This window comes from Mycolicibacterium sphagni, assembly GCF_002250655.1.
Classification (GTDB): domain Bacteria; phylum Actinomycetota; class Actinomycetes; order Mycobacteriales; family Mycobacteriaceae; genus Mycobacterium; species Mycobacterium sphagni.
This window is the reverse complement of sequence record NZ_NOZR01000004.1, coordinates 117698-142804: the sequence shown is the minus strand read 5'-3', so window position 1 is coordinate 142804 and position 25107 is coordinate 117698. Positions and strand designations below refer to the sequence as shown.

The window sequence follows — 25107 nt, the reverse complement described above, 5'->3', positions numbered from 1 at the left end:
GTTGATCCTGGCCAGACGTGGTCTCCCGTACAGGATCGACGTTTTACGGCCCGACGCGGAGAGCACAACCTGATGGCATTAACCGAACATCCGACGCAGCAGGCACCCCGCTTCGCGATCATCGGATATGCGGCCCGTTTTCCCGGCGCCGCGGACGCGGACCAGTACTGGGATCTCCTTCACAACGGTCGAGACGCCGTCACCGAGGTGCCCCAGGACCGTTGGGATGCCGAGGAATTCTTCGATCCGGACCCCGATGCCCGCGGCAAAGTGGTCACCCGACGCGCCGGCTTCGTCGACGATGCCACCGGTTTCGACGCGCCGTTCTTCGGAGTGTCGGCGCGCGAAGCCAAGTTGATGGACCCTCAGCATCGGTTGCTGCTGGAGACCTCGTGGCGGGCCGTTGAGCATTCCGGCACCGCACCAACGACTTTGGCGAACACCCGAACCGGTGTCTTCATCGGTTTGGCCACTCATGACTTCCTCGGCATGGCATCCGACGCGTTGACCTACCCCGAGATCGAGGCCTACCTGGCCATCGGTACGTCCAGCGCGGCCGCGGCCGGCCGGATCAGCTACCGGCTGGGGCTGCAGGGCCCCGCAGTCACAGTCGACACCGCCTGCAGTTCGTCGCTGGTGGCCATTCACCAGGCCTGCCAGGCGCTACTCCTTCAGGAGTGTGACCTCGCGCTGGCCGGCGGGGTCAACGTCATTCTCAGCCCGGCGACCATGATCACGTTCTCCCATTCCCGGATGCTGGCACCCGACGGCCGCTGCAAGACTTTCGCCGCGGCGGCCGACGGCTACGTGCGCGGCGAAGGCTGCGGCGTCATCGCCATCAAGCGCCTCGAAGACGCGCTTGCCGACGGTGACCGGATCCGGGCCGTGATCCGGGGTAGTGCGGTCAACCAGGACGGTGCCTCCGGCGGTCTGACGGTGCCCAACGGCGTCGCCCAGCAGCGGGTCATCGGCGAGGCGCTGGACCGCGCGGGGCTGGTCCCCAGCGACATCGGCTACCTGGAAGCCCACGGGACCGGGACGTCGCTGGGCGACCCCATCGAGGTTCAGGCCGCGGCCGCCGCACTCGGCAAGGGCCGCGCCGCGGACCAGCCGCTGCTGATCGGCTCGGCGAAGACCAACATCGGACACCTGGAGGCCGCCGCGGGCGTCGCCGGCGTCCTCAAAGTCGTCCTGTCGCTGGAACACCAGGAACTGCCTAAGCACCTCAACTTCCGCAATCCGTCGCCGCACATTCCGTGGGATCGGATCCCGGTGCGGGTCGTCGACCAGGCGGTCGCCTGGGAACGCTCCGACCGGCCCCGCATCGCGGGCGTCAGTTCGTTCGGTTTCTCCGGCACCAACGCGCACGTCATCCTCGAAGAGGCGCCCGAAGTTGCTCCCGCCCCGGCGGCTGAACCGGCCGACGACCGACGGTTCATGGTGCTCCCGCTGTCCGCGCGCACCCCGGCCGCCCTGGTGCAGACCGCCGAGCAGTACCGCGGCTGGCTCAGCGCACATCCCGAGGCCACCTTGGCCGACGTGTGCCTGACGGCCGGTGCCGGGCGAGCCCACTTCGAGCACCGGGCCGCGTTGGTGGTGAATTCCCGCGAGTCCGCCCGCGAGCTGCTCGGCGCGCTCACCGACGACCTGCCGGCCCCCGGACTGGTGCGCGGTGACTGTGTCGAAGCGCCGAAGACCGCTTGGTTGTTCCCCGGGCAGGGCAGCCAGTACGCCGGCATGGCTCGCGAATTGTTCGAGACTGAACCGGTATTCGCCGAGACAATGACCCGATGCGCGGAGGCGGTTGCCGATGTGCTCGATAAGCCGTTGCTGGACATTGTTTTTGGAACTGGCCTGAGTGACGCGGATGCCGGCGAGGCGCTGAAGCAGACGCGCCACGCCCAGCCAGCGATCTTCGCAGTGGAGATGGGTCTGGCCAGGTTGTGGCAATCGTGGGGCTTCGAACCCGACGTGCTGCTGGGCCACAGTGTCGGCCAGTATTCGGCGGCCTGTGTGGCTGGCGTGTTCAGCCTCGAGGACGGCGCCCGGCTGCTGGCCGAGCGGGGCCGCCTGTTCGGCGACCTGCCGTCCGGCGGGCGGATGTGCGCGATCTTCGCCGACCCGGACCGGGTCGAGCGCCTCACCGACGAATACCCGAGCCTGTCGGTCGCTGCTTACAACGGTGCCAACACCGTATTGTCCGGTCCCGCAGCAGATCTGGAGCGGGCGGTCGCTGCACTGACGGACGACGGCGCCCGCTGCGACTGGCTGGACACCAGCCACGCATTCCACTCGGCGCTACTCGATCCGGCTCTCGACGGATTCGAGTCTTTCGCCGACGGTTTCGAATTCGCCTCGCCGCAAAGGATTCTGGTCTGCAACCGGACCGGTGCCGCACTGGGGCGCAACGCCAAGCTCGACGGCTCCTACTGGCGCAGGCACGCGCGCCAGCCGGTCCAATTCGCCAAGGGGGTGGCGACCCTGGCCGAACTCGGCTGCGCACTGCTGCTCGAAGTCGGCCCGCAGCCGGTGCTGACCGCCGCAGCACTGCGTGCCTGGCCGGACCCGGCGACCGCACCCAAGGCGGTCCCCTCGCTACGCCGTAGCGGTGCCGATCACCGCCAGGTCGCCGAAGCACTCGCCAACGCCTATGTCGCCGGGCATCTGCCCGATTTCGCTGCACTGGTTCAGCAACCGGCGCGCAAGCTCGACCTGCCGACATATCCCTTCCAGCATCGGCAGTACTGGTTCAACAGCAAGCAGACTCAGGCCGGGGCAAACGATTCCGCACGCACCGAGGCGATGGGGCTGCTCGAGGACGGCCGGATCGAAGAGCTTGCCGCGCTGCTCGATGGCGCGGGCGGTAGTCACACGACCGCCGATGTGCTGAACATGCTTGCTGCGCAGCATAATCGGCAGCGCAGTGCGCAGTCGATCGCAGATATCCGGTATGAGATCTGCTGGCAGCGGATGTCATCTGGTGGCTCCGCAGGCTCCGCTCCTGCCGCCAACTTCTCTCCCGCGGAAGTCGGCGAAGGCGCCGCCTGGCTGCTGGTCGGCGACGACGCCGTTGTCATGCGGCCGTTGATCGACGCGCTGACCACGCACGGACACCGGCACCGCGTCCTCGGATTGCCGGTGTCCGACGGCGACGAGGAAAAGCTGGCCGACGAATTGCGCGCCGCGGTGCAGGACGAGCCGGCACTACGCATCCTGCACGTCGCAGCCCTGGACTCCGACGGTGCGGCGTCGATGCGGTCGCTGCTGCGGATGCAGCACCGTGTCCTCGGCGGGACCCAGCGCCTGTTCCGTGCGGCGGCCGCCGCCGAGCTGCGTACGCCCATCTGGGTGGTAACCCATGGCGCACAACGCGTTACCGATGCCGACACGATGTCGCCGGAGCAGAGCAGCTTGTGGGGATTCTGCCGCGCCGCCGCGCTGGAGTATCCGCAGGTGTGGGGCGGACTCGCTGATCTGTCGGGCCGCGGCACCGACGAGTGGTCGCGCCTGATCAAGCAGGTCGTCACCGCGTCGCCGGGCGAGGACCAGATCGCGCTGCGGGACAACGCGGTACACGTTCCGCGGCTGGTACGCCGGTCTGGGCAACCGAACCCGACGGCACTGGAGCTGCGTTCGGATGCCACCTATCTGGTGACCGGCGGCCTGGGTTCTCTCGGGCTGGAGATCGCGGGATACCTGGCCGCCAGCGGAGCCCGGCAGCTGGTGCTGACCAGCAGGCGCGCACCCGACGAGGCAGCCAAGCGGCGCATCGACTCCCTGCGCGAGGAACACGGCTGCAACGTCCGGGTCGTCGCAGCAGACGTCGCCGACCCGCACGATGTCGCCCGCCTTCTTGCCACAGTGCAGGCCGAACTTCCGCCGCTGGCCGGCATCGTGCACGCCGCCGGCGAGAACAACACCACCCCGCTGAGCTCGCTGGACAGCGCCGAAGTCGATCGGGTGTTCTCCGGAAAAGTCTGGGGTGCTTGGTATCTGAGCGAGGCGAGCGCGGATCTGGAACTGGACTTCTTCCTGTCCACCTCCTCGATCTCCTCGGTGTGGGGCGGTTACGGTCAGAGCGCCTACAGCGCGGCCAACGCCTTCCTCGACGGGCTGACCTGGCAGCTGCGCGCACAGGGTGTTCCCGCGCTCAGCGTCAACTTCGGTCCCTGGTCGGCAGGGATGGCAGACGAGGACGCCCGCGCACAACTGGATCGACGCGGTATCCGGACGCTGTCACCCGCGGACGCGCTGGCCGGTATGGCCGACGTCATGGTCACCGCAGGTTCGCAAGGGCCGGCACAAGCCGTCGTCGCGCGCATCGACTGGGCCCGCTTCCTGCCGATCTACCTGCAGGCCGGCCGGCGAGCCCTGCTGGCCGAAGTGGCCCGCGAGGTACCCGAATCGGTGTCCGCCGTGTCTTCGGCGTCGGGCAACACGCGGCTGGTCGATCAGCTCACCGCGGCTCCCGTGCAGCAGCGCAAGAAGCTTGTCCTGGAATACCTCCGCAATACCGTCGCCGAGGTCACGCGCATCGACGCGTCGGAGATCCGCGAGGAGGCTGGATTCTTCGACCTCGGCATGGATTCGCTGATGGCCGTGGAGCTCCGGCGCCGGCTCGAGCAGGCGGTCGGCAAAGAGTTGCCGGCGACGCTGGCCATGGACTTTCCGCGACTGACCGACGTGGCGGACTACCTGCTGTCCGACGTCCTCAACCTCAACGAGCGGGCCGGCGCCCAAACAGTCGCCCAGCCGACGTCTCTGGCGACCTCGGCTACCGACGAACCCATCGCGATCATCGCGGTGGCATGCCGGTTCCCCGGCGCACCCGATCCCGATGCGTATTGGGATCTGTTGTCCGGCGGCGTGGATGCGATCCGGGAGATCCCGGAAGACCGCTTCGACGTCGACCAGTACTACGACCCTGATCAGCAGTCGCCGGGCAAGATCTACACCCGCAGCGGCGGATACCTGGAAAGCGTCGACGGTTTCGACCCGGAGTTCTTCGGCATCTCCCCGCGGGAAGCCATCTGGATCGACCCACAGCAGCGCCTGATGCTCGAGGTTGCGTGGGAAGGGCTGGAGAGAGCTGGGTATAGGGCGTCCTCTTTGCGCGGCAGCCGCACCGGCGTCTTCGTCGGCGTCGGCGCCAACGAATACGCGCATCTCCTCTCCGGCGAATCAGTGGACAACCTCGAAGCCCACTTCATCACCGGTAACGCGCTCAACGCGATCGCGGGCCGGGTCGCGTTCACCCTCGGCCTGGAAGGGCCGGCGATGGCGGTGGACACCGCCTGCAGCTCCTCGCTGGTGGCGGTCCATCAAGCCAGCCAGGCCCTGCACTCCGGCGACTGCGATATGGCACTGGCCGGTGGCGTCAACGTCTTGCTGAGCCCGGCGTCCATCGTCGCCGCGTCCCGAGCGCGCATGTTGGCCCCCGACGGCCGATGCAAGACGTTCGACGCCGCCGCCGACGGCTACGTGCGCGGCGAAGGCTGCGGCGTGTTGGTGCTCAAGCGCCTCAGCGACGCACAGCGCGACGGTGACCGCGTCTGCGCGGTCATCCGCAGCAGCGCGGTCAACCAGGACGGTGCCTCCAGCGGTTTGACGGTGCCCAATGGTGGTGCCCAACAACGCCTCATCGCCGCGGCTCTGAACCGTGCCGGCCTCACCGGGGCGGACGTCGACTACCTCGAGGCCCATGGCACAGGCACCCCACTGGGTGACCCGATCGAGGTACAGGCGGCTGCGGCCGTCTACGGCGTCGGCCGTGAACCGAGTCGGCCGCTGCTTATGGGAACGGCCAAAACCAATATCGGCCACCTGGAGTCCGCTGCCGGTGTCGCCGGTCTGGTCAAAGTCGTGTTGTCGTTGCAGCACGAGCTCCTCCCGCAGAACCTGCACTTCCACAACCCGTCTCCGCACATCCCGTGGGACTCGCTGCCGGTGCGGGTGGTGGACGAGGCCACGCCGTGGCACGCCAGCGGCAGGCCCCGGCGGGCCGGCGTCAGCTCATTCGGGTTCACCGGCACCAACGCACACGTGCTGATCGAAGAGGCGCCGCAGCCGTTGACGGCTGACAACGGCGACTCCGCCGATGACATCATCGGCGAACCGGCCGACGGCAAGGTGGCAGCCGAGACCGCTCGGGAACCGTTGAGCCTGTTGCCGTTGTCTGCGCGCTCCGCGCAGGGTCTGCTGGCGCTGGCGCAGCGCTACTCCACCTGGCTGGACGCGCATCCCGATGTGCCGATCGCCGACGTGTGCTTCACAGCCGGCGCCGGACGCTCGCATTTCGAGCATCGCGCGGCGGTGGTCGCAACGTCTGTCCACGAGGCCAAGATGCTGCTGGACGACCTGGTGGCCAACCGGCTGCGTCCCGGCGTGCTGCGGGGCGAATGCACCGACCCGCCCACGACCGCGTGGTTCTTCCCCGGGCAGGGCAGCCAGTACCCGGGCATGGCACGCGAATTGTTCGAGACCGAGCCGGTATTCGCCGACACCGTGCGGCGTTGCGCGCAAGCCGTGGACTCGATGCTGCCGCATCCGCTGCTGGACATCATGTTCTCCAATGACCGCGAGGCTGCAGAAACACTGCGGCACACGTCATTTGCGCAGCCCGCGATCTTCGCCGTCGAGATGGGCCTGGCGCGGCTGTGGCAGTCCTGGGGCATCGAGCCGGACGTGGTCCTGGGCCATAGTGTGGGCCAGTACGCCGCGGCCTGCGTGGCCGGAGTCTTCAGCCTTGAGGACGGGGCACGGCTGATCGCCGAACGCGGCCGGCTGTTCGGCAGCCTGCCTGCGGGCGGCCGCATGGTGGCGGTGTTCGCCGATCCCGGATACGTGGAACGCGCCGCGACGGCATTCCCCCGGGTTTCGGTGGGTGCCTACAACGGCCGCAACACCGTACTGTCCGGTCCCGGCGAGGATCTCGAGCAGATCGTCGCAGCGTGCAGCGAAGACGGAACCCGCTGCACCTGGCTGGAGACCAGTCACGCATTCCACTCCGAACTGCTCGACCCGGTGCTCGACGAATTCGAATCGTTCGCCACACAGTTCGAGTACGCCGTGCCCTCGCGGCCGCTGGTCTGCAACCGGACCGGGGCTGTGCTCACCGGCGAGACACCGATCGACGCGCAGTACTGGCGGCGGCATTCCCGCCAGCCGGTGCAATTCACCGAAAGCGTGCGTACCGTGGCGGCACTGGGCTGCTCGGTGCTGATGGAGATCGGCCCGCAGCCGATCCTCACCGCCGCGGCATTGCAGATCTGGCCGGAGTCGACGGCCACGCCGCGCGCGATCGTGTCGCTGCGCAAGGGCGCCAATGCCCAACGCCAGATCACCGAAGCGCTTGCCACGACGTATATCTGCGGGCACCGGCCGGACTTCGAGGCCAAGTACCACGCGCCGGGCGAGCGGCTCGAGCTGCCTACCTACCCGTTCCAGCGCCGGCGCTACTGGCCGAAGACGTCAGGCATTCGGGCAGACGGTACGGCCGCATCCGGAATCCTGGGCAGCGCCAAGGATCTGGCCTCCGGCGATACCGTTTACACCAACGTTCTGTCAATCAAGACACAGCCATGGCTGGCACATCACGTCATCTACGGCACCGTGGTCGTGCCCGGCGCGACGTACGCGACGATGGCGCTGGCTGCGGTAGGCGCCCCGGCGCGGGTCAAGGAAGTCTTCTTCTACGAGCCGATCATCCTGCCCGACAAAGCATCTCGCGAGGTACAGCTGGCGCTGCATCCCGTCGACGACGGTTGGAAGTTCCAAGTGCACAGCCGACCCTATGGGGTGCGCGATGCCGAGTGGTCGCTGAACTCCGACGGCAGCCTGCTGGCCGGCACCGACGCTGATGAGGCAGTGCAGGACGGGGCGGTCTCGCCGGACGAGGCGATCGAGCAGATGAATCGCACTCGCCCGCAAGAGCTTTTCGACATCTTCCACGACATGGAACTGGCCTGGGGACCGACGTGGTCCACCTCGCTGAAGTCGTTGTGGGTCGGCCAGGGTGAGGCGATCGGTGACATTGCCGTCGGTGAAGAACTCAACGAGCACCTGGGCAGTGAGCCGATCCACCCGGTCCTGCTGGACCTGTGCACCGGCGTGGCCTTCCCGGCCTTCCCGGCGACTCTCGCCGCCGAGCAGGGCATGTCGGATCTGTTCCTGCCGTTGCGGTACGGACAGGTCACGGTGGCCGAGAAAATGCCGCGACGGTTCTACTGCCGTGCCCGCTGGCATGAGAACGCGCTCACCAATGAAACCCAGGTCTTCGATATCGATTTCGTGAACCCGGATGGCCGGGTGCTGGGCGGAATCCGTGAGTTCACGGTGAAGCGCGCTCCCCGCGAGGCACTGCTCCGCGGGCTGGGCGGGGACTCCACCCGACTGCTGTACAGCCTGGGTTGGCAGGAGATCGCGGCCCCGGCGGCCGCTGGCGACGAGCCCGAAACCGCCAAGGCCACCAACGGCACGTGGCTGATCGCCGGATTCGACACGCTGGCGGCCGAGGTGCCCGGAGCCGCGACGGTCGACGACATCACCGACCCACAGTCCTGGCAGCGCGCGTTCGCCGACGCCGCCGAGCGCGGTGCGCCAGTCGCCGGAATCGTCTGGCGCAGTTCGGCACACTCGGACACCGAAACCACGACTGACCTCGCCGCGAGGTTGGAGGCCGAGATCGCCACCCTGCTGGGTGCCACGCAGACCGCGTTGGCCGAGCAGAAGGGCACGCTGGCCGGTGGGCTGTGGATCGTCACCGAGCGTGCGGTGGCCACCGAACCCGGCGAGCCGGTCGATCCGGTCCAAGCCGCACTGTGGGGATTCGGTCGCACGCTGATCGCCGAGCAGCCGACCCTGCGCGTACGCCTGGTCGACGGCGACGCCTCCGAGGGGTCACTGGGCTGGTTGGCCGGCACGCTCGGCACACCGGTCGTCGAACCCGAGATGGCGGTGCGGCAGGGACGTTTCCTGGTGTCCCGGCTGTTGCACTGGGCGCGCAACGGTCAGCTGCCGATGCCGCGCAGCGACGACTTTGCGCTGGCGCCTACCGAGCGCGGTGCGATCGACAACCTCCGCCTCACCGAGGCGGAGGTGGCTCCGCCCAAGGCGAACGAGGTGCAGGTCCGGATCGAAGCGGCCGGCCTGAACTTCCGCGACGTGCTCAACGTGCTCGGCCTGTACCCCGGCGACCCGGGCCCGATCGGCGGTGACCTGTGTGGTGTGGTCACCGAATTGGGTTCCGAGGTAACGGGATTCGAGGTCGGCCAGCGGGTTTTCGGCTCGATGCAGGGGGCGTTCGCCAGCCGGCTGAATGTGCCTGCACCGCTGCTGGCCGCTGTGCCGGACGGCATCAGCGCGGTCGATGCGGCGACCATTCCCGCCGCGGCACTGACGGTCCGGCTGGCGTTCGACTGGGCGCAGCTCAAGCCAGGCGACAAGGTGCTGATCCACGCTGCCAGTGGCGGCGTGGGGCTGGCCGCGGTACAGATGGCCCGTGCGCACGGTGCGACGGTGTTCGCCACCGCCAGCAAGTACAAGCGCGCCACGCTGCGTGAGATGGGCGTCGAGCACGTCTACGATTCGCGCACAACGGATTTCGCGGACCAGATTCTCGCGGACACCGGCGGCGAGGGCGTCGACGTGGTTCTCAACAGCCTGACCAACGAGGGCTTTGTCGAGGCGACGGTCCGGGCTACCGCCAAGGGCGGCCGGTTCGCCGAGATCGCCAAACGCGATATCTGGACGGCTGAGCAGATGTCTGCGCTGCGTCCCGACATCGACTACGAGATCGTCGCGCTGGACGTCACGATGATGACCGATCCCGACCACATCCAGAAGCTGATGGTCGAGGTGTCCGACGGATTGGCCAAGGGTGAATGGACACCGGTGCCCGCCGAGGTCTACCCGCTGACCGAGGCCCGGACCGCATTCCGGCGTATGCAGCAGGCGCGGCATATCGGCAAGATCGTGGTGCAGATGCCGAAACCGCTTCAACCGCATGGTGATCGGACCTATCTGATCACCGGCGGCCTCGGGGCGCTCGGCCTGCACACCGCGTCGTATCTGGCCCAACTCGGCGCCGGTGACATCGTCTTGACCAGCCGTCGCGCTCCGGACGCGGAGCTGCAGCAGGCGATTGATGCCATCACCGAACGGTTCCATTGCCGGATTCACGTCTTCTCGGCCGACGTCGGTGAGGAGTCCGAAATCGCCGGGCTGCTGGAGAAGATCAGGGCCGAGCTGCCGCCGCTGGCGGGCGTGGCACACCTGGCCGGCGTGCTCGACGATGCACTGCTGCCGCAGCAGGATCTCGAGCGATTCCAGACCGCGTTGGGTCCCAAGGCCTACGGTGCCCACCATCTGCACCGCTTGACGCAGGATGACGAACTCGAGTTCTTCATCCTCTACTCGTCGGCATCGGCCGTGCTGGGTTCGCCGTCGCAGGCCAACTACGCGACCGCCAATGCGCTGCTCGACGGGCTCGTCGCGCAGCGTAGGGCGCAAGGCCTGCCGGCGACCGCCGTCAACTTCGGCCCATGGGGTCACGGCGGTATGGCCAGTTCGCAGGCCGCAGTCGCCAACCTCAGCGCCCAGGGCATGATGCCGCTGGAGCCGTCGGCGGCGCTCGCCGCGCTCGGTGAAGCGATCCGGCACGGGGCCGCACAAGCCACTGTGCTCAAGGCCAATTGGCAACGGACCGCGAAGATGCTGGGCGGGATCCGCCCGCCGCTGCTGGATCAGGTGCTGCCCAGCGGCGACGGAGCGGTCACCGGCGACAGCGAGTTGCTCCGGCAGTTGCTGGAACTTCCCGTGGCAGCGCGGGGTGGGTTCGTCACCGAATTCCTGCAGCGCGAAGTGCAGGGCTTCCTGCGGCTCGCGCAACCGCCCGCTGCGACCAGCCGGTTCCTGGACCTCGGCACGGACTCTCTGATGGCGGTCGAACTGCGCAACCGCCTGTTCGGGCAGTTCGGCGGCAAGTTCGATATCAGCCCGACCGCGGTGTTCGACTACCCGACGCTCGCGGAGCTCGCCGAGCATCTGGTGTCGCAACTCCCCGATGCGGATGCGCCGTCGGGCGACGCCGAATCCTCCGAGCCTGCGCAAGCAGCGGAGTCTGCCACCGAGCCCGAGGGTGTCGTCGAGCCTGGGCCCGCACCCACACCCGAGAACTGACCACACGCAACGCCCCACGGGTAGCGGTGTGACAGACATCGCACGGATATCGCGATGATTTGTATCACCACATAGTGGTGTTGTTTGCTGGCTGCAACCCGTCCTGAGCAGGTAAGACCGCGAGGGCGAGAGGCGCGGCAAGGGGCCAACCCAACCAGTGGGTTGATTAGTCGACTGAACTTGCTCACATCGACTTGCGTTCCGATTACCGGCCGGTATAGTTTCGGGTTACTGGTGGGTAACTTAGAGCCAAGTACCCAACCATAAAGCCCAAGTTCAGATGACATTCTCGCTGAGGAGTAACCGTCATGAGCCACTACAAGTCCAATGTCCGCGACCAGGTATTCAACTTGTTCGAGGTCCTCGGTTTCGACAAGGCCCTCGGCGCTGGCGACTACAGCGACCTCGACGCCGACACCGTGCAGGAGATGCTCGGCGAGATGGCCCGGTTGGCCGAAGGCCCGCTGGCCGCGTCATACGTTGACGGCGACCGCAACCCGCCGGTGTTCGACCCCGAGACCCACACGGTGACCCTGCCGGAACCGTTCAAGAAGTCGGTCAAGGCGTTCATCGATGGCGGCTGGGACAAGGTCGGCCTCATCGAGGAGCTCGGCGGCATGCCGATGCCCAAGACACTGGTGTGGGCGCTGCACGAGCACGTCCTCGGCGCCAACCCGGCGGTCTGGATGTACGCCGGCGGTGCGGGCTTCGCCCAGATCGTGCACAACCTCGGCACCGAGGAGCAGAAGAAGTGGGCCGTCAACGCTGCCGAGCGCGGCTGGGGCTCCACCATGGTCCTCACCGAGCCCGACGCCGGATCTGACGTCGGCGCCGGCCGCACCAAGGCCGTCAAGCAGGACGACGGCTCCTGGCACATCGACGGTGTGAAGCGCTTCATCACCTCCGCCGACTCCGACGACCTGTTCGAGAACATCCTGCACCTGGTGCTGGCCCGCCCCGAGGGCGCAGGCCCGGGCACCAAGGGTCTGTCGCTGTTCATCGTGCCGAAGTACCTCTTCGACTTCGAGACCGGCGAGCCCGGTGAGCGCAACGGCGTCTTCGTCACCAATGTCGAGCACAAGATGGGCCTGAAGGTCTCGGCCACCTGTGAGCTGACCTTCGGGCAGCACGGCGTCCCGGCCAAGGGCTGGCTGGTCGGCGAGGTCCACGAGGGCATCGCGCAGATGTTCGACGTGATCGAGCAGGCCCGAATGATGGTGGGCACCAAGGCTATTGCCACTCTGTCGACCGGTTACCTGAACGCTCTGGAGTATGCCAAGGAGCGTGTGCAGGGTGCCGACCTGACGCAGATGACCGACAAGACCGCCCCGCGCGTGACGATCACCCATCACCCGGATGTCCGTCGGAGCCTGATGACCCAGAAGGCCTACGCCGAGGGTCTGCGGGCGCTGTACCTCTATACCTCCACCTACCAGGACGCACCGGTGGCCAAGGCCGTGCAGGGTGTCGACGCCGACCTGGCGATGAAGGTCAACGACCTTCTGCTGCCGATCGTCAAGGGCGTCGGGTCTGAGCAGGCCTACGCCAAGCTCACCGAGAGCCTGCAGACCTTCGGTGGCTCCGGCTTCCTGCAGGACTACCCGGTCGAGCAGTACATCCGCGACGCGAAGATCGACTCCCTCTACGAAGGCACCACTGCGATCCAGGCGCAGGACTTCTTCTTCCGAAAGATCGTCCGCGACAAGGGAGTTGCGCTGGCGCACGTGGCCGGCGAGATCGGCGAGTTCATCGCGAACGAGTCGGGCAACGGCCGCCTGAAGACCGAGCGGGAGCTGCTCGCCAAGGCTCTCGAGGACGTGCAGGCGATGGCCGCCTCGATGACCGGCTACCTGATGTCCGCGCAGGAGAACCCCAGCAACATCTACAAGGTGGGTCTGGCGTCGGTGCGCTTCCTGATGAGCGTCGGCGACCTGGTCATCGGCTGGTTGCTGCAGCGCCAGGCCGCAGTTGCCGTCGAGGCGCTGGATGCCGGCGCCACCGGTGCCGATCGTTCGTTCTACGAGGGCAAGATCGCTGTCGCATCGTTCTTCGCGAAGAGCTTCCTGCCCCTGCTGACCAGCACGCGGCTGGTGATCGAGACCATCGACAACGACATCATGGAGCTCGACGAAGCCGCCTTCTGAGTTCGACGCACGACGGCCCCGGGATCGTTCGGTCCCGGGGCCGTCGGCGTTCGCAGGTCTGCACGCAGGGCCTTTGGTCACTTTTTGCCGACGATTCCCCATCAGCAGACATATGTCGGGACTTTGGGCCCTGGCAGTTAACTGGCTATCCGCTACATTCTAGGAATGGCGATGCTCGACAGCAACGAATCGATTCACCAGAATCCCGCGATTACCGGCAGAAAACCCAGTAACGCGAACCCTCTGGCGAATATTGTCGCGCCCTTCACCAAGGCGGGCGGCTACTACGCACGATCGTGGGGGGAATACCTCGACGGCGGCAGCGGCGAGTTGCCCGTCGCGCGGCCTACGCTGTCGCTGGCCAGCCACGCCCTGCGCGACGAGATCGTCCTGGTGGGACTGCGCCTGCGCCGCCCATTAAGCGACACGACCGTCTACGACCAGATCAACAAAGAGGTCCTCAAGGCCATCGATTTCTACTCCAAGCGGGGCTGGCTGGCCAGGCCGGAAGGCTACTTCGCCGCCCCGTCCGTGCCGACCGATGTGAACATCCGGTCCTATAAGAGCCGTGGCCGCAGCCACGAGCGGATGTCGTTCGAGAGCGGCTACAAGCCGTACGCCCGCGAACCTGGCCGCGAGCGCTGGCTGAGCTACACCGGCAACCACCGCGAATACGCGATGATGCTGCGCCACCGCGAACCGCGCCCATGGCTGGTGTGTGTGCACGGCACCGAGATGGGCCGCGCCAACCTGGACCTGGCCTTGTTCCGGGCCTGGCATCTGCACCAGAACTTCGGCCTCAACGTGGTGCTGCCGGTGCTTCCGATGCACGGCCCGCGGGCCAAGGGACTCCCCAAGGGCGCGGTCTTTCCGGGTGAGGATGTGATGGACGACGTCCACGCCACCGCCCAGGCGGTGTGGGACATCCGGCGGGTGCTGGCTTGGATTCGGTCGCAACAGCCCGATGCCCGCATCGGGCTGAACAGCATCTCGCTGGGCGGCTACATCGCGGCGCTGGTCGCCAGCCTCGACGAGGACCTGACGTGTGCCATTCTCGGTGTGCCGCCGGCCAACCTGGTGTCGATCCTGGGCCGTCACGCCGGGTTGAGTGTCGACGACCCACGCTTCCGGACGTTGGAACTGGCCGAGCCGATCGGCGAAATGATCTCCCCGCTGTCGCTGCAACCGAAAGTGGCGCCGGAAGGCCGCTTCATCTACGCGGGCGTCGCCGACCGCATCGTGCATCCGCGCGAGCAGGTGCTGGGACTTTGGGAACACTGGGGGCGGCCGAACATCGGCTGGTACCGCGGCGGCCACACCGGGTTCTTCCAGGCCCGCCCGGTTCAGCAGTTCGTCGACGCCGCACTGGTGCAATCAGGCCTGGTGGATTCCGGGGTCTAGGCCTCTAGGAGACCGCCGCTGGAATCCCCTCTTCTCCAGCGGCGGTCCTTCGTTCGCGCCGATAGGGCGGCAAACAAAGAGGATGCCCCGTGTTGCCGTCGGGTCGGGGGGTCAGACGGCAACACGGAGCTATCCAATACATATGTAGCCCGCTTCGGATCGTTACAAACCCCGGAAAGTTTTTTTCCGAATTTTGTGCGCCGCGGGCCACTGCACGAGGGCTACGCCTCGAGGATCGCGGTGACGCCCTGGCCGCCCGCCGCGCAGATCGAAATGAGACCGCGCACCGGCTGACCACTGTCCTTTTTCTTCTCGGCCAGCTGCTTGGCCAGCTGAGCCACGATCCGCCCGCCGGTGGCCGCGAACGGGTGGCCGGCAGCCAGTGAGGAGCCGTTGACGTTGAGCTTGGTTTTATCGATGCGGCCCAACGCACTGTCCAAGCCCAGCCGCTCCTTGCAGTATTCCTCGGACTCCCAGGCCTGCAGATGCGCCAGCACCACCGAGGCAAAGGCCTCGTGGATTTCGTAGAAGTCGAAGTCCTGCAAGGTCAGGCCGTTGCGGGCCAGTAGACGCGGCACGGCGTAGGTGGGCGCCATCAACAGGCCGTCCTCGCCGTTCACGTAATCCACCGCGGCAGTCTCGGAGTCGACGAAATAGGCCAGCGGAGTCAACGAGTGTGATGTTGCCCACTCTTCGCTCGCGAGCAGTGCCACCGAGGCCCCATCGGTCAGCGGAGTGGAGTTGCCCGCGGTCATCGTGGCGTCGCCGTTGCGCACGCCGAACACCGGCTTGAGCTTGGCCAGCTTCTCCGCGCTGGAGTCGGCGCGCAGGTTGTTGTCCCGGTAGAGCCCGAGGAACGGTGTAACGAGATCGTCGAAGAAACCACGGTCGTAGGCGGCTGCCATATTGCGGTGGCTGGCCGCTGCCAGCTCATCCTGGTCGACGCGCTTGATACCCATCTTCTTGGCGGTGATGGCGGCGTGGTCGCCCATCGACAGCCCGGTGCGTGGTTCCCCGTTGGTGGGGATCTCGATGCCCAGCGAGGCGGGCAGCTTGCCGACCAACTTCAGCCGGTCCACGTTCGACTTGGACCGGCGCAGACCGAGCAGGGTGCGGCGCAGATCGTCTCCGAGCCCGATCGGGGCGTCGGAGGTGGTGTCCACACCGCCGGCGGCGGCTACCTCGTAGCGGCCAGCGGCAATTCCGTCGGCGGCCGCGATCGCCGCCTGCAGGCCGGTGCCGCAGGCCTGCTGCAGATCGATCGCCGGGGTGTAGGGCGAGAGCTGGCTGCCGAGCACGCTCTCACGCATCAAATTGAAATCGCGGCTGTGCTTGAGCACCGCCCCGCCGATCACCGCGCCGAGCCGCTCGCCGGCCAGGTCGAAACGGTCCACCAAGCCGCCGAGCGCGGCGGTGAACATGTCCTGGTTGGACGCCTCCGCATACGCACCATCCGATCGCGCGAACGGGATGCGGTTGCCGCCGATCACGGCGACCCGGCGACTGTTTGCACTGGTAGAGGCCACGTCAATCTCCGCCTAAGGTTCGGTTTGAGAGGGGGTATACCCAACCCATACTACGCACCTTCCTTACTCTGGAGTAAGTTCGTTCTCGGTCCCCCGCCAACCAAACTCGAAAGGCACGTTCGTGGCTTCCGATCTTTTCTCACAGGTCGTCAACTCAGCGCCCGGCTCACTGCTGGCCAAGCAGCTCGGCATTCCGCAACCGGAAACCTTGCGTCGTTACCGGCCCGGCGAACCCGCGCTGGCCGGCTCACTGCTGATCGGCGGTGACGGCCGCGTCGTCGAGCCGCTGCGGGCGGCACTCGCCGAGGATTACGACGTAGTGGCCGACAACATCGGTGGCCGATGGGCCGACTCGTTCGGCGGTCTGGTGTTCGACGCCACCGGCATCACCGAGCCGGAGAAGCTGCGCGGCCTCTACGAGTTCTTCACCCCGCTGCTGCGCAACCTCGGACCCTCAGCGCGCGTCGTCGTGGTGGGCACCACCCCGAACGAGGCCGCCAGCACGAACGAGCGCATCGCCCAGCGCGCCCTCGAAGGGTTCACCCGCTCGTTGGGCAAGGAGCTGCGGCGCGGTGCCACCGTCGCTCTGGTGTACCTGTCGCCGGCGGCCAAACCCGCTGCGACTGGGCTGGAGTCGACGTTGCGGTTCATCCTGTCGGGTAAATCGGCCTACGTCGACGCACAGGTCTTCTACGTCGGTGCCGCGGACTCCACACCGCCCGCTGACTGGGACAAGCCACTGGCCGGCAAGGTCGGCATCGTGACGGGTGCGGCCCGCGGTATCGGCGCCACCATCGCCGAAGTGTTCGCCCGCGACGGGGCCAAGGTCGTCGCAATTGATATCGAAAGCGCGGCGTCGGCTCTCGAAGAGACGGCGACGAAGGTCGGCGGCACCGCGCTGCCGCTGGACGTCACCGCCCCCGACGCGGTCGACAAGATCACCCAACACTTACGTGAGCACTACTCGGATCACAACGGGGGTCGCGCCGACATCCTGGTCAACAACGCCGGCATCACCCGGGACAAGCTGCTGGCGAACATGGACGACGCCCGTTGGGATGCGGTGGTCGCAGTGAATCTGCTTGCTCCACAACGCCTTACCGAGGGCCTGGTCGCCAATGGCAGCATCGGCGACGGCGGGCGGATCATCGGGTTGTCCTCGATGGCCGGCATCGCCGGCAACCGCGGGCAGACCAACTACGCGACCACCAAGGCCGGGATGATCGGCCTCACCCAGGCGCTGGCTCCCGAGCTCGACGGTAAGGGCATCACCATCAATGCCGTCGCACCCGGGTTCATCGAGACCGCGATGACGGCGGCGATCCCGCTGGCCACCCGCGAGGTCGGGCGCCGGCTGAACTCCCTCTATCAGGGCGGCAAGCCGGTCGACGTGGCCGAGACCATCGCGTATTTCGCCAGCCCCGCCTCGAATGCCGTGACCGGCAACGTGATTCGAGTGTGTGGCCAGGCCATGCTGGGGGCATGAGGTGGCCGACGTGACCGAACAGCCCAGCGGCGTGCTGAACCTGCTGCGCGCCGCAGCCGGATCGTTGCCGTTCATCCCGCGCGGCGAGAGTCTGCCCGACCGCACCCTGACCGTCGACGAGCTCGCCATCGACCCGTCTAATGCGGCCGCCTACACCGCCGTCACCGGCCTGCGGTTCGGTGACACCGTGCCACTGACCTATCCGTTCGTGCTGACGTTCCCGACCGTCATGGCGTTGATCACCGGCTTCGACTTCCCTTTCGCCGCAATGGGTGCGGTGCATGTGGAGAATCAGATCACCCGATACCGTCCGATCGCGGTCACCGACTCGGTGAGTGTGAAAGTGCACGCCGAGAATCTTCGCGAGCATCGCAAGGGCCTGCTGGTTGACGTCGTCGCCGATGTGAGTGTCGGCAACGAGCCGGCGTGGCATCAGGTCACCACATTCCTGCACCAGCAGCGCACCAGCCTGTCCGGCGGCCCGAAGCCGGAGCTTCCGAAGCGTCCGAAACTGCCGCCCCCCAATGCCATTCTGCGGATCAGCCCCGGCAAGATCCGGCGCTATGCATCGATCAGCGGGGACCACAACCCGATCCACACCACCGCCATCGGCGCCAAGCTGTTCGGCTTCCCCACCGTCATCGCGCACGGAATGTTCAGTGCGGCAGCTGTCCTGGCCAACATCGAGGCCCAGCTACCCGATGCCGTGCGCTACACGGTGAAGTTCGGCAAGCCGGTCGTGCTGCCCGCCAGCGCCGGCCTCTACGTCGACCGGGTCGCCGACGGCTGGGATATCGCGCTGCGCAACATGGCGAAGGGATACCCGCACCTCACCGGGACGATTCGCGGCCTCTAGCAACAGATTACGGCGCAGACGCCGGTGAAGATTCCTTGTCGGCGGGGGCGCCTTTCAGGCCGCGCCAGAACAGGTTGATCAACATGTCGGCGGCCTCGTCCACGTCAGCATCACCCGCGCTGACTCGGGTGGCGACGGCCTCGCCCGCACCCACCAGCGCGACGGCCATCATGTGAAAGTCGGTGCCGGGCTCGGGATGCCGCGTCCCGGCTTCCAGCAGCCGGGCCACCATGTCGATGATCTTCTCGCGGCCCTCACGAACGGTGTGGGAGAACGCCTGCGAACTGGTCGCCTGGGTGTACAGCACGATCCATGACGCCCGGTTGGCGTCGATGTACTGCAGCACCGACAAGATGACGTGGCGCAACAGATCGTGCGGGCTCTGCTTGAGATCGATATCCTCGCGCACGGCCTCGATGAAGCGGCTCAGCTCGCGGGCCAGGCAGGCCCCGAACAGCTCTTCCTTGGAGCCGTAATAGAGGTACAGCATCGGCTTGGAGATCTGCGCCTCGCCGGCGATGACGTCCATCGACGTCTCGTGGTAGCCGTTGACCGAGAACATCTGCACTGCGGCGTCGAGCATCTGCTGCTCCCGCACGGCACGGGGCAACCGCTTGGTGCCACCCGCCATCTCGCCTCCTACCAGGTACCCCGAATCAGGCTAACCGCCGCAGCGGGGACTTTGCCCTTTGAGGCGCGCCATCCGCAGCAGGGAAGTTTCGATCGCGGGCAGCGAGAGTTCGCCGGCATTGACCGCCTTCTCCAGCCGGTCCAGCACCGCGGGCACCTCATCGGTGGTCACCCACAGCGCCACATCGATGCCGGCCTGCAGGCTGCGCAGGACGGCCTCGGCGACGCCGTACCGGTCGGCGATGGCCGCCATGCTGGACAGGTCGTCGCTGAACACCGGACCGTCGAAGCCCGGGCCGCCATAGCCGCCGCTGCGCAGCAGACCCACCGCTGCCGCACTCAGGCTGGCCGGGCTCGTTCCGGTCAGCCCGGGCACCTCGAGGTGGCCGACCATGACCGCGACCGGGGCTTCCGTGGTCAACGTCCGATAGGGGATCAGGTCGTCGTTCTGCAGATCCGCCAGTGGCGGCGTAGTGACTGCCCCTGCGGTATGCGAGTCGCCAGATCCGTGCCCATGGCCCGGGAAATGCTTGAGCACCGGCAGCAGGCCGGCATCCCGCAGGCCGCGCGCGTACGCGCCCGCGTAGGCGGTCACCACCGCAGGGTCGTTGGAGAACGACCGGTCGCCGATCACGGTGTCGTCCGGGGCGTCGGTGACGTCGGCGACGGGGGCGAAGTCGACGGTGATGCCCAGCCCACGCATCTTGTGGCCACGGTCGAGGGCCAACTGGTACACCTCGTCGGGCGTTTTGGTCTGCGCCAGCACCCGCGCCGACGGCGCATCCCCGATCAACGACGACAGCCGTTCCACCCGGCCGCCCTCCTCGTCGACGCTGACGGCCAGCGGCAGCGGCCCGGCGTTGGCGAAGTCGTTCAGCGAGCCGTCGGTCAGCATCGACAGATCGGTCCAGCTGCCGATGAAGATGCCTCCGACGTGATAGGTGTCCACCACGGCGCGGGCGTCGGCGCTGTCCTTCACGCCGACCATCAGCACCTGGGCCAGCTTGTCGCGGGTGGACATCGCGCTCAGCAACGCCGGGCCGTCGCCACAGGCGGGCGGTGCGGGGCTCGCGGGTGCGGGAACCGGACCGGCCATCGGGCTGGCCGAAGACGACGTACTGCCCGGTGCCGATGACGTCGCGCCGGGGCGCGCGGCAGGAGCTGAGCAGCCGACGAGAAGCAGCGGCAGCGCCGACAGAGCCGCGATTCCGCGTAACGAGAGCAGGCGGGTTGGCATCCGGACATGCTGTCACGGCCGTCGCCGGGGGCCAACCAAGGTTCGCCGCATGCTAGGTTGGCCAGCGGGTATTCACGCGGTGAACCAGCGGGTGTTCACCCTATTACCCAGCCGTCCCCCGCAACTCAGCAAGGAGAACCGACCATGACCCGGTTCGTGGTTCCTGCCGCCGCCAGCATCGTGGTCGGCCTGCTGCTCGGGGCCGCAGCGATCTTCGGCGTGACGTTGATGATCCAGCAGGACACCAAGCCGCCGTTGTCGCCCGGCGACCCCGCGTCGTCGGTGCTGAACCGCGTCGAGTACGGCAACCGCGGCTAGCCTGAGCACGCTCGCCGCCGCCTCCCCCGCGGTCACGGAGGCGCCCATCACGACTCCGCCGCTGTCGCGGCGTTGGCTCGGTGGCGTTTTCGCCATCGTGCTGGTGCTGTGTTTCGCCCAGTCGCCGGGACTGATCTCGCCAGACACCAAGCTCGACCTGACCGCCAACCCGCTGCGTTTCCTGGCCCGGGCGGCCAACCTCTGGAACAGCGACCTGCCGTTCGGGCAGGCGCAGAACCAGGCCTACGGCTATCTGTTCCCGCACGGCGCGTTCTTCCTTCTCGGCGACACCCTCGGAGTGCCTGGCTGGATCACCCAGCGGCTGTGGTGGGCGCTGCTGCTGACGGCCGGGTTCTGGGGGCTGCTGCGGGTGGCCGAGGCGCTGGGCGTCGGGACCACGCCGTCGCGCATCATCGGCGCGCTCGCGTTTGCCCTCTCGCCGCGAGTGCTGACCACGGTCGGGTCGATTTCGTCGGAAACCCTGCCGATGATGCTGGCGCCGTGGGTGCTGCTGCCCGTGATCCTTGCTCTTCGCGGAGGGGACGGCAGATCGCTGCGGGTGCTGGCCGGGCGGGCGGGTCTCGCGCTGGCGTTGATGGGCGCCGTCAACGCAGTGGCCACGATCACCGGCTGCCTGCCTGCCGTGATCTGGTGGTTGTGTCATCGGCCGAACAAGGTGTGGTGGCGGTTCACCGGGTGGTGGGCGCTGGCGTCTGCGCTGGCCGTCACGTGGTGGGTGGTCGCGCTGCTGCTGCTTGGCCGCATCAGCCCGCCGTTCCTGGACTTCATCGAGTCCTCCGGGGTCACCACCCAGTGGACGTCACTGACGGAGATGTTGCGGGGCACCGACAGCTGGACGCCGTTCGTCGCGCCGAACGCCACCGCGGCCGCCGAGCTGGTGACCCAACCGGCGATGGTGTTGGCCACCACGCTGGTGGCGGCGGGAGGGATGGCCGGGCTGGCGCTGCGCTCGATGCCGGCCCGCGGACGCCTGATCACCATGCTGCTGATCGGAGTGGTCCTGTTGGGACTCGGCTACGCCGGCGGGCTGGGTTCCCCGCTGGCGCACCACGTGCAGGCTTTCCTCGACGGGGCGGGCGCGCCCCTGCGCAATGTGCACAAGCTGGAGCCGGTGATCCGCATCCCGCTGGTGCTGGGAGTGGCACAGCTACTGGGGCGTATCCCCCTGCCGGGCAGCGTGCCGCGGCCGGTGTGGATCCGGGCGTTCGCGCACCCCGAGCACGACAAGCGGGTCGCGGTCGGCATTGTGGTGATGACCTCCCTGATGGTCGCGACGTCGATGGCGTGGACAGGCCGGCTGACCCCGCCCGGCGCGTTCAGCGCGATCCCCGACTATTGGCATCAGGCCGCCGACTGGCTGACCGAACACAACACCGGTAAGCCCACGCCCGGGCGGGTGCTGGTCGCCCCAGGAGCACCCTTCGCTACTCAGGTATGGGGCAACAGCCACGACGAGCCACTGCAGGTTCTGGGCGAAAGCCCTTGGGGAGTAAGGGATTCCATTCCCCTGACCCCGCCGCAGACAATTCGCGCGCTGGACTCGGTGCAGCGGCTGTTCGCCGCGGGCAGGCCGTCGGCGGGCCTGGCCGACACCCTGGCCCGTCAGGGCATCTCCTATGTGGTGGTGCGCAACGACCTGGACCCTGATAAATCGCGATCTGCGCGGCCGCTGTTGGTGCATCGGGCCATCGACGGCTCACCGGGGCTGCAGAAGGTCGCGCAGTTCGGCGACCCCGTCGGGCCGGGCGTCCTGGACGGATTCATCAGCGATAGCGGACTGCGGCCACGGTATCCGGCTGTTGAGATCTATCGCGTTGACACCCAGGGCAATCCGGGCGCTCCCTATCTGACCGACGCCAACCGGATGGCCCGGATCGACGGCGGACCCGAAGTACTACAGCGCATCGACGAGCGGCGCCGCCTATTGGGTCAGGCCCCGCTGGGTCCGATGCTGCTGACGTCCGACGCCCAGCGTGCCGGGCTGGGAGCACCCCTGGTCACCGTCACCGACACCCCCGTCGACCGGGAAACCGACTATGGCCGGGTCGACGACCACTCTTCGGCGATCAGGGCCGAGGGCGACCGGCGCAACACGTTCAACCGGGTGCCCGACTATCCAGTCCCCGGCGCCAAACTCGTGCACGGCGCCTGGACCGGCGGGCGGCTGTCCGCGTCGAGTTCCTCCTCGGATGCCACCGCACTGCCCAACGTCGCGACGGCCAGCGGGCCCGGCGCCGCCGTCGACGGCGACCCGGCGACCGCCTGGGTGTCCAACTCGCTGCAAGCGGCAGTCGGGCAGTGGCTGCAGATCGACTTCGACCGGCCCGTCACCAACGCGACCCTGACGATCACCCCGAGCGCCACCGCCGTGGGCGCCCAGGTGCGCCGGATTCAGGTGTCGACCCAAAATGGCACCAGCACAGTGCGTTTCGACGAGCCCGGGAAGCCGCTGTCGGTGGCGCTGCCGTACGGGGAGTCGCCTTGGGTGCGGATCACCGCGGTCGGCACCGACGACGGCTCGGCGGGAGTCCAGTTCGGCATCACCGATCTGTCGGTGACTCAATACGACGCATCCGGCTACGCCCACCCCGTCGACATTCGACACAGCGTCGTGGTGCCGGGGCCCCCCGGCGGATCAACGGTCGCCGCATGGGATCTGGGCTCCGAGCTGCTCGGCCGGCAGGGCTGCGCGGATTCGCCGGACGGTGTGCACTGCGCGGCGTCGATGGCCCTGGCCCCCGAGGAACCGGTGACCCTGAGCCGGACCCTGACGGTGCCCAAACCGATCGAGGTCAGCCCGACGGTGTGGGTGCGCGCCCGGCAGGGCCCGCACCTGGCGGACCTGATCGCCCAGCCGGGCACTACCCGGTCCCGCGGCGACGCCGACCTGATCGATGTCGACGGTTCGGCGTACGCGGCAACCGACGGCGACCCCCGCACCGCGTGGACCGCTCCACAGAATGTGGTGCAGCACCACAGCGCCCCCACCCTGACCGTGACACTGCCCAAGCCCACGGAGGTCACCGGTGTGGCGCTGACGCCGAGTACGTCGGAGCTGCCCACCCATCCCACGATGGTGGCCATCGACCTCGGTGACGGTCCCGAGGTGCGCCGCCTCGCCGGCGGGCCAGGCGTGGGCACCCAAACCGTGTCCCTGCGCCCACGGGTCACCGACACGGTGCGGATCAGCATCCTCAACTGGAACGACGTAATCGACCGCACCGCGATCGGTTTCGATCAGCTCAAGCCACCCGGCCTGGCCGAGGTCCGCGTGCTGGGTACGGATGGGAAGCCCATCGCCGCCGCCGACGCCGCAGCCAATCGGAAGCGCACCATCGAAATCCCGTGCGGTCAGGGGCCAATCGTGGCGGTCTCGGGCCGGTTTGTGCAGACCTCGGTGATCACCACGGTCGCCGCGTTGCTAGACGGCGAACCGATCCCGGCGCATGCGTGTGATCCGACGCCGATCGCCCTGCCGGCCGGCCAGCAAGAGCTGCTGATCAGTCCTGGCTCGGCGTTCGTCGTGGACGGCGCTGCGCTGTCAGGCCCGTCAGCGTCGCAAATACCCACGGCACCAACGACTCCCGCCGATGTCACCAGCTGGGGTCCCGACCGTCGGGAGTTCAGCGTCACCAGAGCGCCCACCGCACAGGTGCTGGTGGTCCCGGAAAGCGTCAACCCCGGGTGGGTCGCCCACCTGCCAGACGGCGTCACCCTGACCCCCGTTGTCGTGAACGGCTGGCAGCAGGGCTGGGTGGTGCCCGCCGGTGAGCACGGCACCATCACGGTGAGCTTCCCGTCGAACCGCCTCTACCGGATCGGGCTTGCCGTGGGCTTGTCGCTGCTCCCGCTGCTTCTGCTGCTGGCGTTGGTGCCGCCGCGCCGCCGCCCGCCCCTCGGCGCAGACCCGGCGCGGCCCTGGAGGCTGCCTGTGCTGGCCGGCGCCGGGGCGTTGGCCGCCGGCGGGTTGATCGCCGGGATCGGTGGCGTGGTGGTGTTCGGTGCCGCCATGGTGATCGGCTATCTGCTGCGCCGCCGGGACCTGCTGCGCGACCGGACGGCCGTGGCCACCAGCGCCTGCGGGCTGATCTTGGCCGGCGCCTTGCTCTCGCGGTATCCGTGGCGGTCGGTCGACGGCTACATCGGTCATTCAGCCTGGGTGCAGCTGCCGGCCCTGATCGCGGTGGGCGCGCTGGCCGCCGCCGCCACATTCCCCGAGTCGCTTCGCTCCGGCCCGCCGGCCGGGCACCGGCCACCACCGCGAACTGACGGCGAAACCGCCGAGGACACAAGCATTTCCCGTTAGGGTG

10 protein-coding genes are annotated in these 25107 nt (G+C 67.8%); 7 read left to right on the top strand and 3 right to left on the bottom strand.

Annotation, left to right across the window (positions count from 1 at the left end; all coding sequences use genetic code 11):
• The first annotated feature begins 72 nt into the window (after window positions 1-72).
• The 3 genes from CG716_RS06405 to CG716_RS06395 all read left to right on the top strand — a co-directional run bounded on the left by CG716_RS06405 (window position 73) and on the right by CG716_RS06395 (window position 14723).
• Window positions 73-11178 carry a type I polyketide synthase gene (locus tag CG716_RS06405; RefSeq protein WP_094477588.1) on the top strand — a complete coding sequence of 3702 codons (11106 nt, stop codon included), beginning with the start codon at window positions 73-75 and terminating at the stop codon, window positions 11176-11178.
• A gap of 308 nt (window positions 11179-11486) precedes the next feature.
• Window positions 11487-13322 (top strand): acyl-CoA dehydrogenase, encoded by a 1836-nt coding sequence (locus CG716_RS06400; protein WP_094477586.1) that lies wholly within the window; start codon window positions 11487-11489, stop codon window positions 13320-13322.
• A gap of 171 nt (window positions 13323-13493) precedes the next feature.
• Window positions 13494-14723: an alpha/beta hydrolase family protein gene (locus tag CG716_RS06395; RefSeq protein WP_094477876.1), complete on the top strand. Its 1230-nt coding sequence runs from the start codon at window positions 13494-13496 to the stop codon at window positions 14721-14723.
• Window positions 14724-14944: 221 nt separating this feature from the next.
• Here CG716_RS06395 and CG716_RS06390 read toward each other — a convergent pair whose 3' ends face one another.
• On the bottom strand, window positions 14945-16249 hold the full coding sequence (locus CG716_RS06390; RefSeq protein WP_094477584.1) for an acetyl-CoA C-acetyltransferase: 1305 nt from the start codon (window positions 16247-16249) through the stop codon (window positions 14945-14947).
• 121 nt (window positions 16250-16370) lie between these two features.
• Here CG716_RS06390 and CG716_RS06385 point away from each other — a divergent pair, with 121 nt between their 5' ends.
• Entirely contained in the window at window positions 16371-17735 is a 1365-nt protein-coding gene (locus CG716_RS06385) for a 3-oxoacyl-ACP reductase (RefSeq protein WP_094477582.1), read from the top strand.
• Between the two features lie 10 nt (window positions 17736-17745).
• Complete coding sequence (locus CG716_RS06380; RefSeq protein WP_094477874.1) at window positions 17746-18591, top strand: MaoC/PaaZ C-terminal domain-containing protein; 846 nt, start codon at window positions 17746-17748, stop codon at window positions 18589-18591.
• A 7-nt stretch (window positions 18592-18598) separates the two neighbouring features.
• Here the strand turns inward: CG716_RS06380 and CG716_RS06375 are convergent, their stop codons facing one another.
• A complete protein-coding gene (locus tag CG716_RS06375) occupies window positions 18599-19222 on the bottom strand; it encodes a TetR/AcrR family transcriptional regulator (protein ID WP_094477580.1) in 624 nt (207 codons plus the stop codon).
• Between the two features lie 30 nt (window positions 19223-19252).
• Window positions 19253-20458 (bottom strand): glycoside hydrolase family 3 N-terminal domain-containing protein, encoded by a 1206-nt coding sequence (locus CG716_RS06370; protein WP_094477578.1) that lies wholly within the window; start codon window positions 20456-20458, stop codon window positions 19253-19255.
• A 144-nt stretch (window positions 20459-20602) separates the two neighbouring features.
• Here CG716_RS06370 and CG716_RS06365 point away from each other — a divergent pair, with 144 nt between their 5' ends.
• The gene (locus tag CG716_RS06365; protein ID WP_071948071.1) at window positions 20603-20776 is read left to right on the top strand and encodes a DUF2613 domain-containing protein; all 174 of its coding nucleotides are present in this window, start codon (window positions 20603-20605) and stop codon (window positions 20774-20776) included.
• A 61-nt stretch (window positions 20777-20837) separates the two neighbouring features.
• Window positions 20838-25103: an alpha-(1->3)-arabinofuranosyltransferase gene (locus CG716_RS06360; RefSeq protein WP_094477576.1), complete on the top strand. Its 4266-nt coding sequence runs from the start codon at window positions 20838-20840 to the stop codon at window positions 25101-25103.
• Window positions 25104-25107: the final 4 nt, after the last annotated feature.

Bases quoted from the DNA above. Each gene is read 5' to 3' on its own strand.
- CG716_RS06400 (WP_094477586.1), top strand. From the start codon at position 11,487: ATGAGCCACTACAAGTCCAATGTCCGCGACCAGGTATTCAACTTGTTC.
- CG716_RS06370 (WP_094477578.1), bottom strand. From the start codon at position 20,458: ATGCCAACCCGCCTGCTCTCGTTACGCGGAATCGCGGCTCTGTCGGCG.
- CG716_RS06405 (WP_094477588.1), top strand. From the start codon at position 73: ATGGCATTAACCGAACATCCGACGCAGCAGGCACCCCGCTTCGCGATC.
- CG716_RS06375 (WP_094477580.1), bottom strand. From the start codon at position 19,222: ATGGCGGGTGGCACCAAGCGGTTGCCCCGTGCCGTGCGGGAGCAGCAG.
- CG716_RS06395 (WP_094477876.1), top strand. From the start codon at position 13,494: ATGCTCGACAGCAACGAATCGATTCACCAGAATCCCGCGATTACCGGC.
- CG716_RS06365 (WP_071948071.1), top strand. From the start codon at position 20,603: ATGACCCGGTTCGTGGTTCCTGCCGCCGCCAGCATCGTGGTCGGCCTG.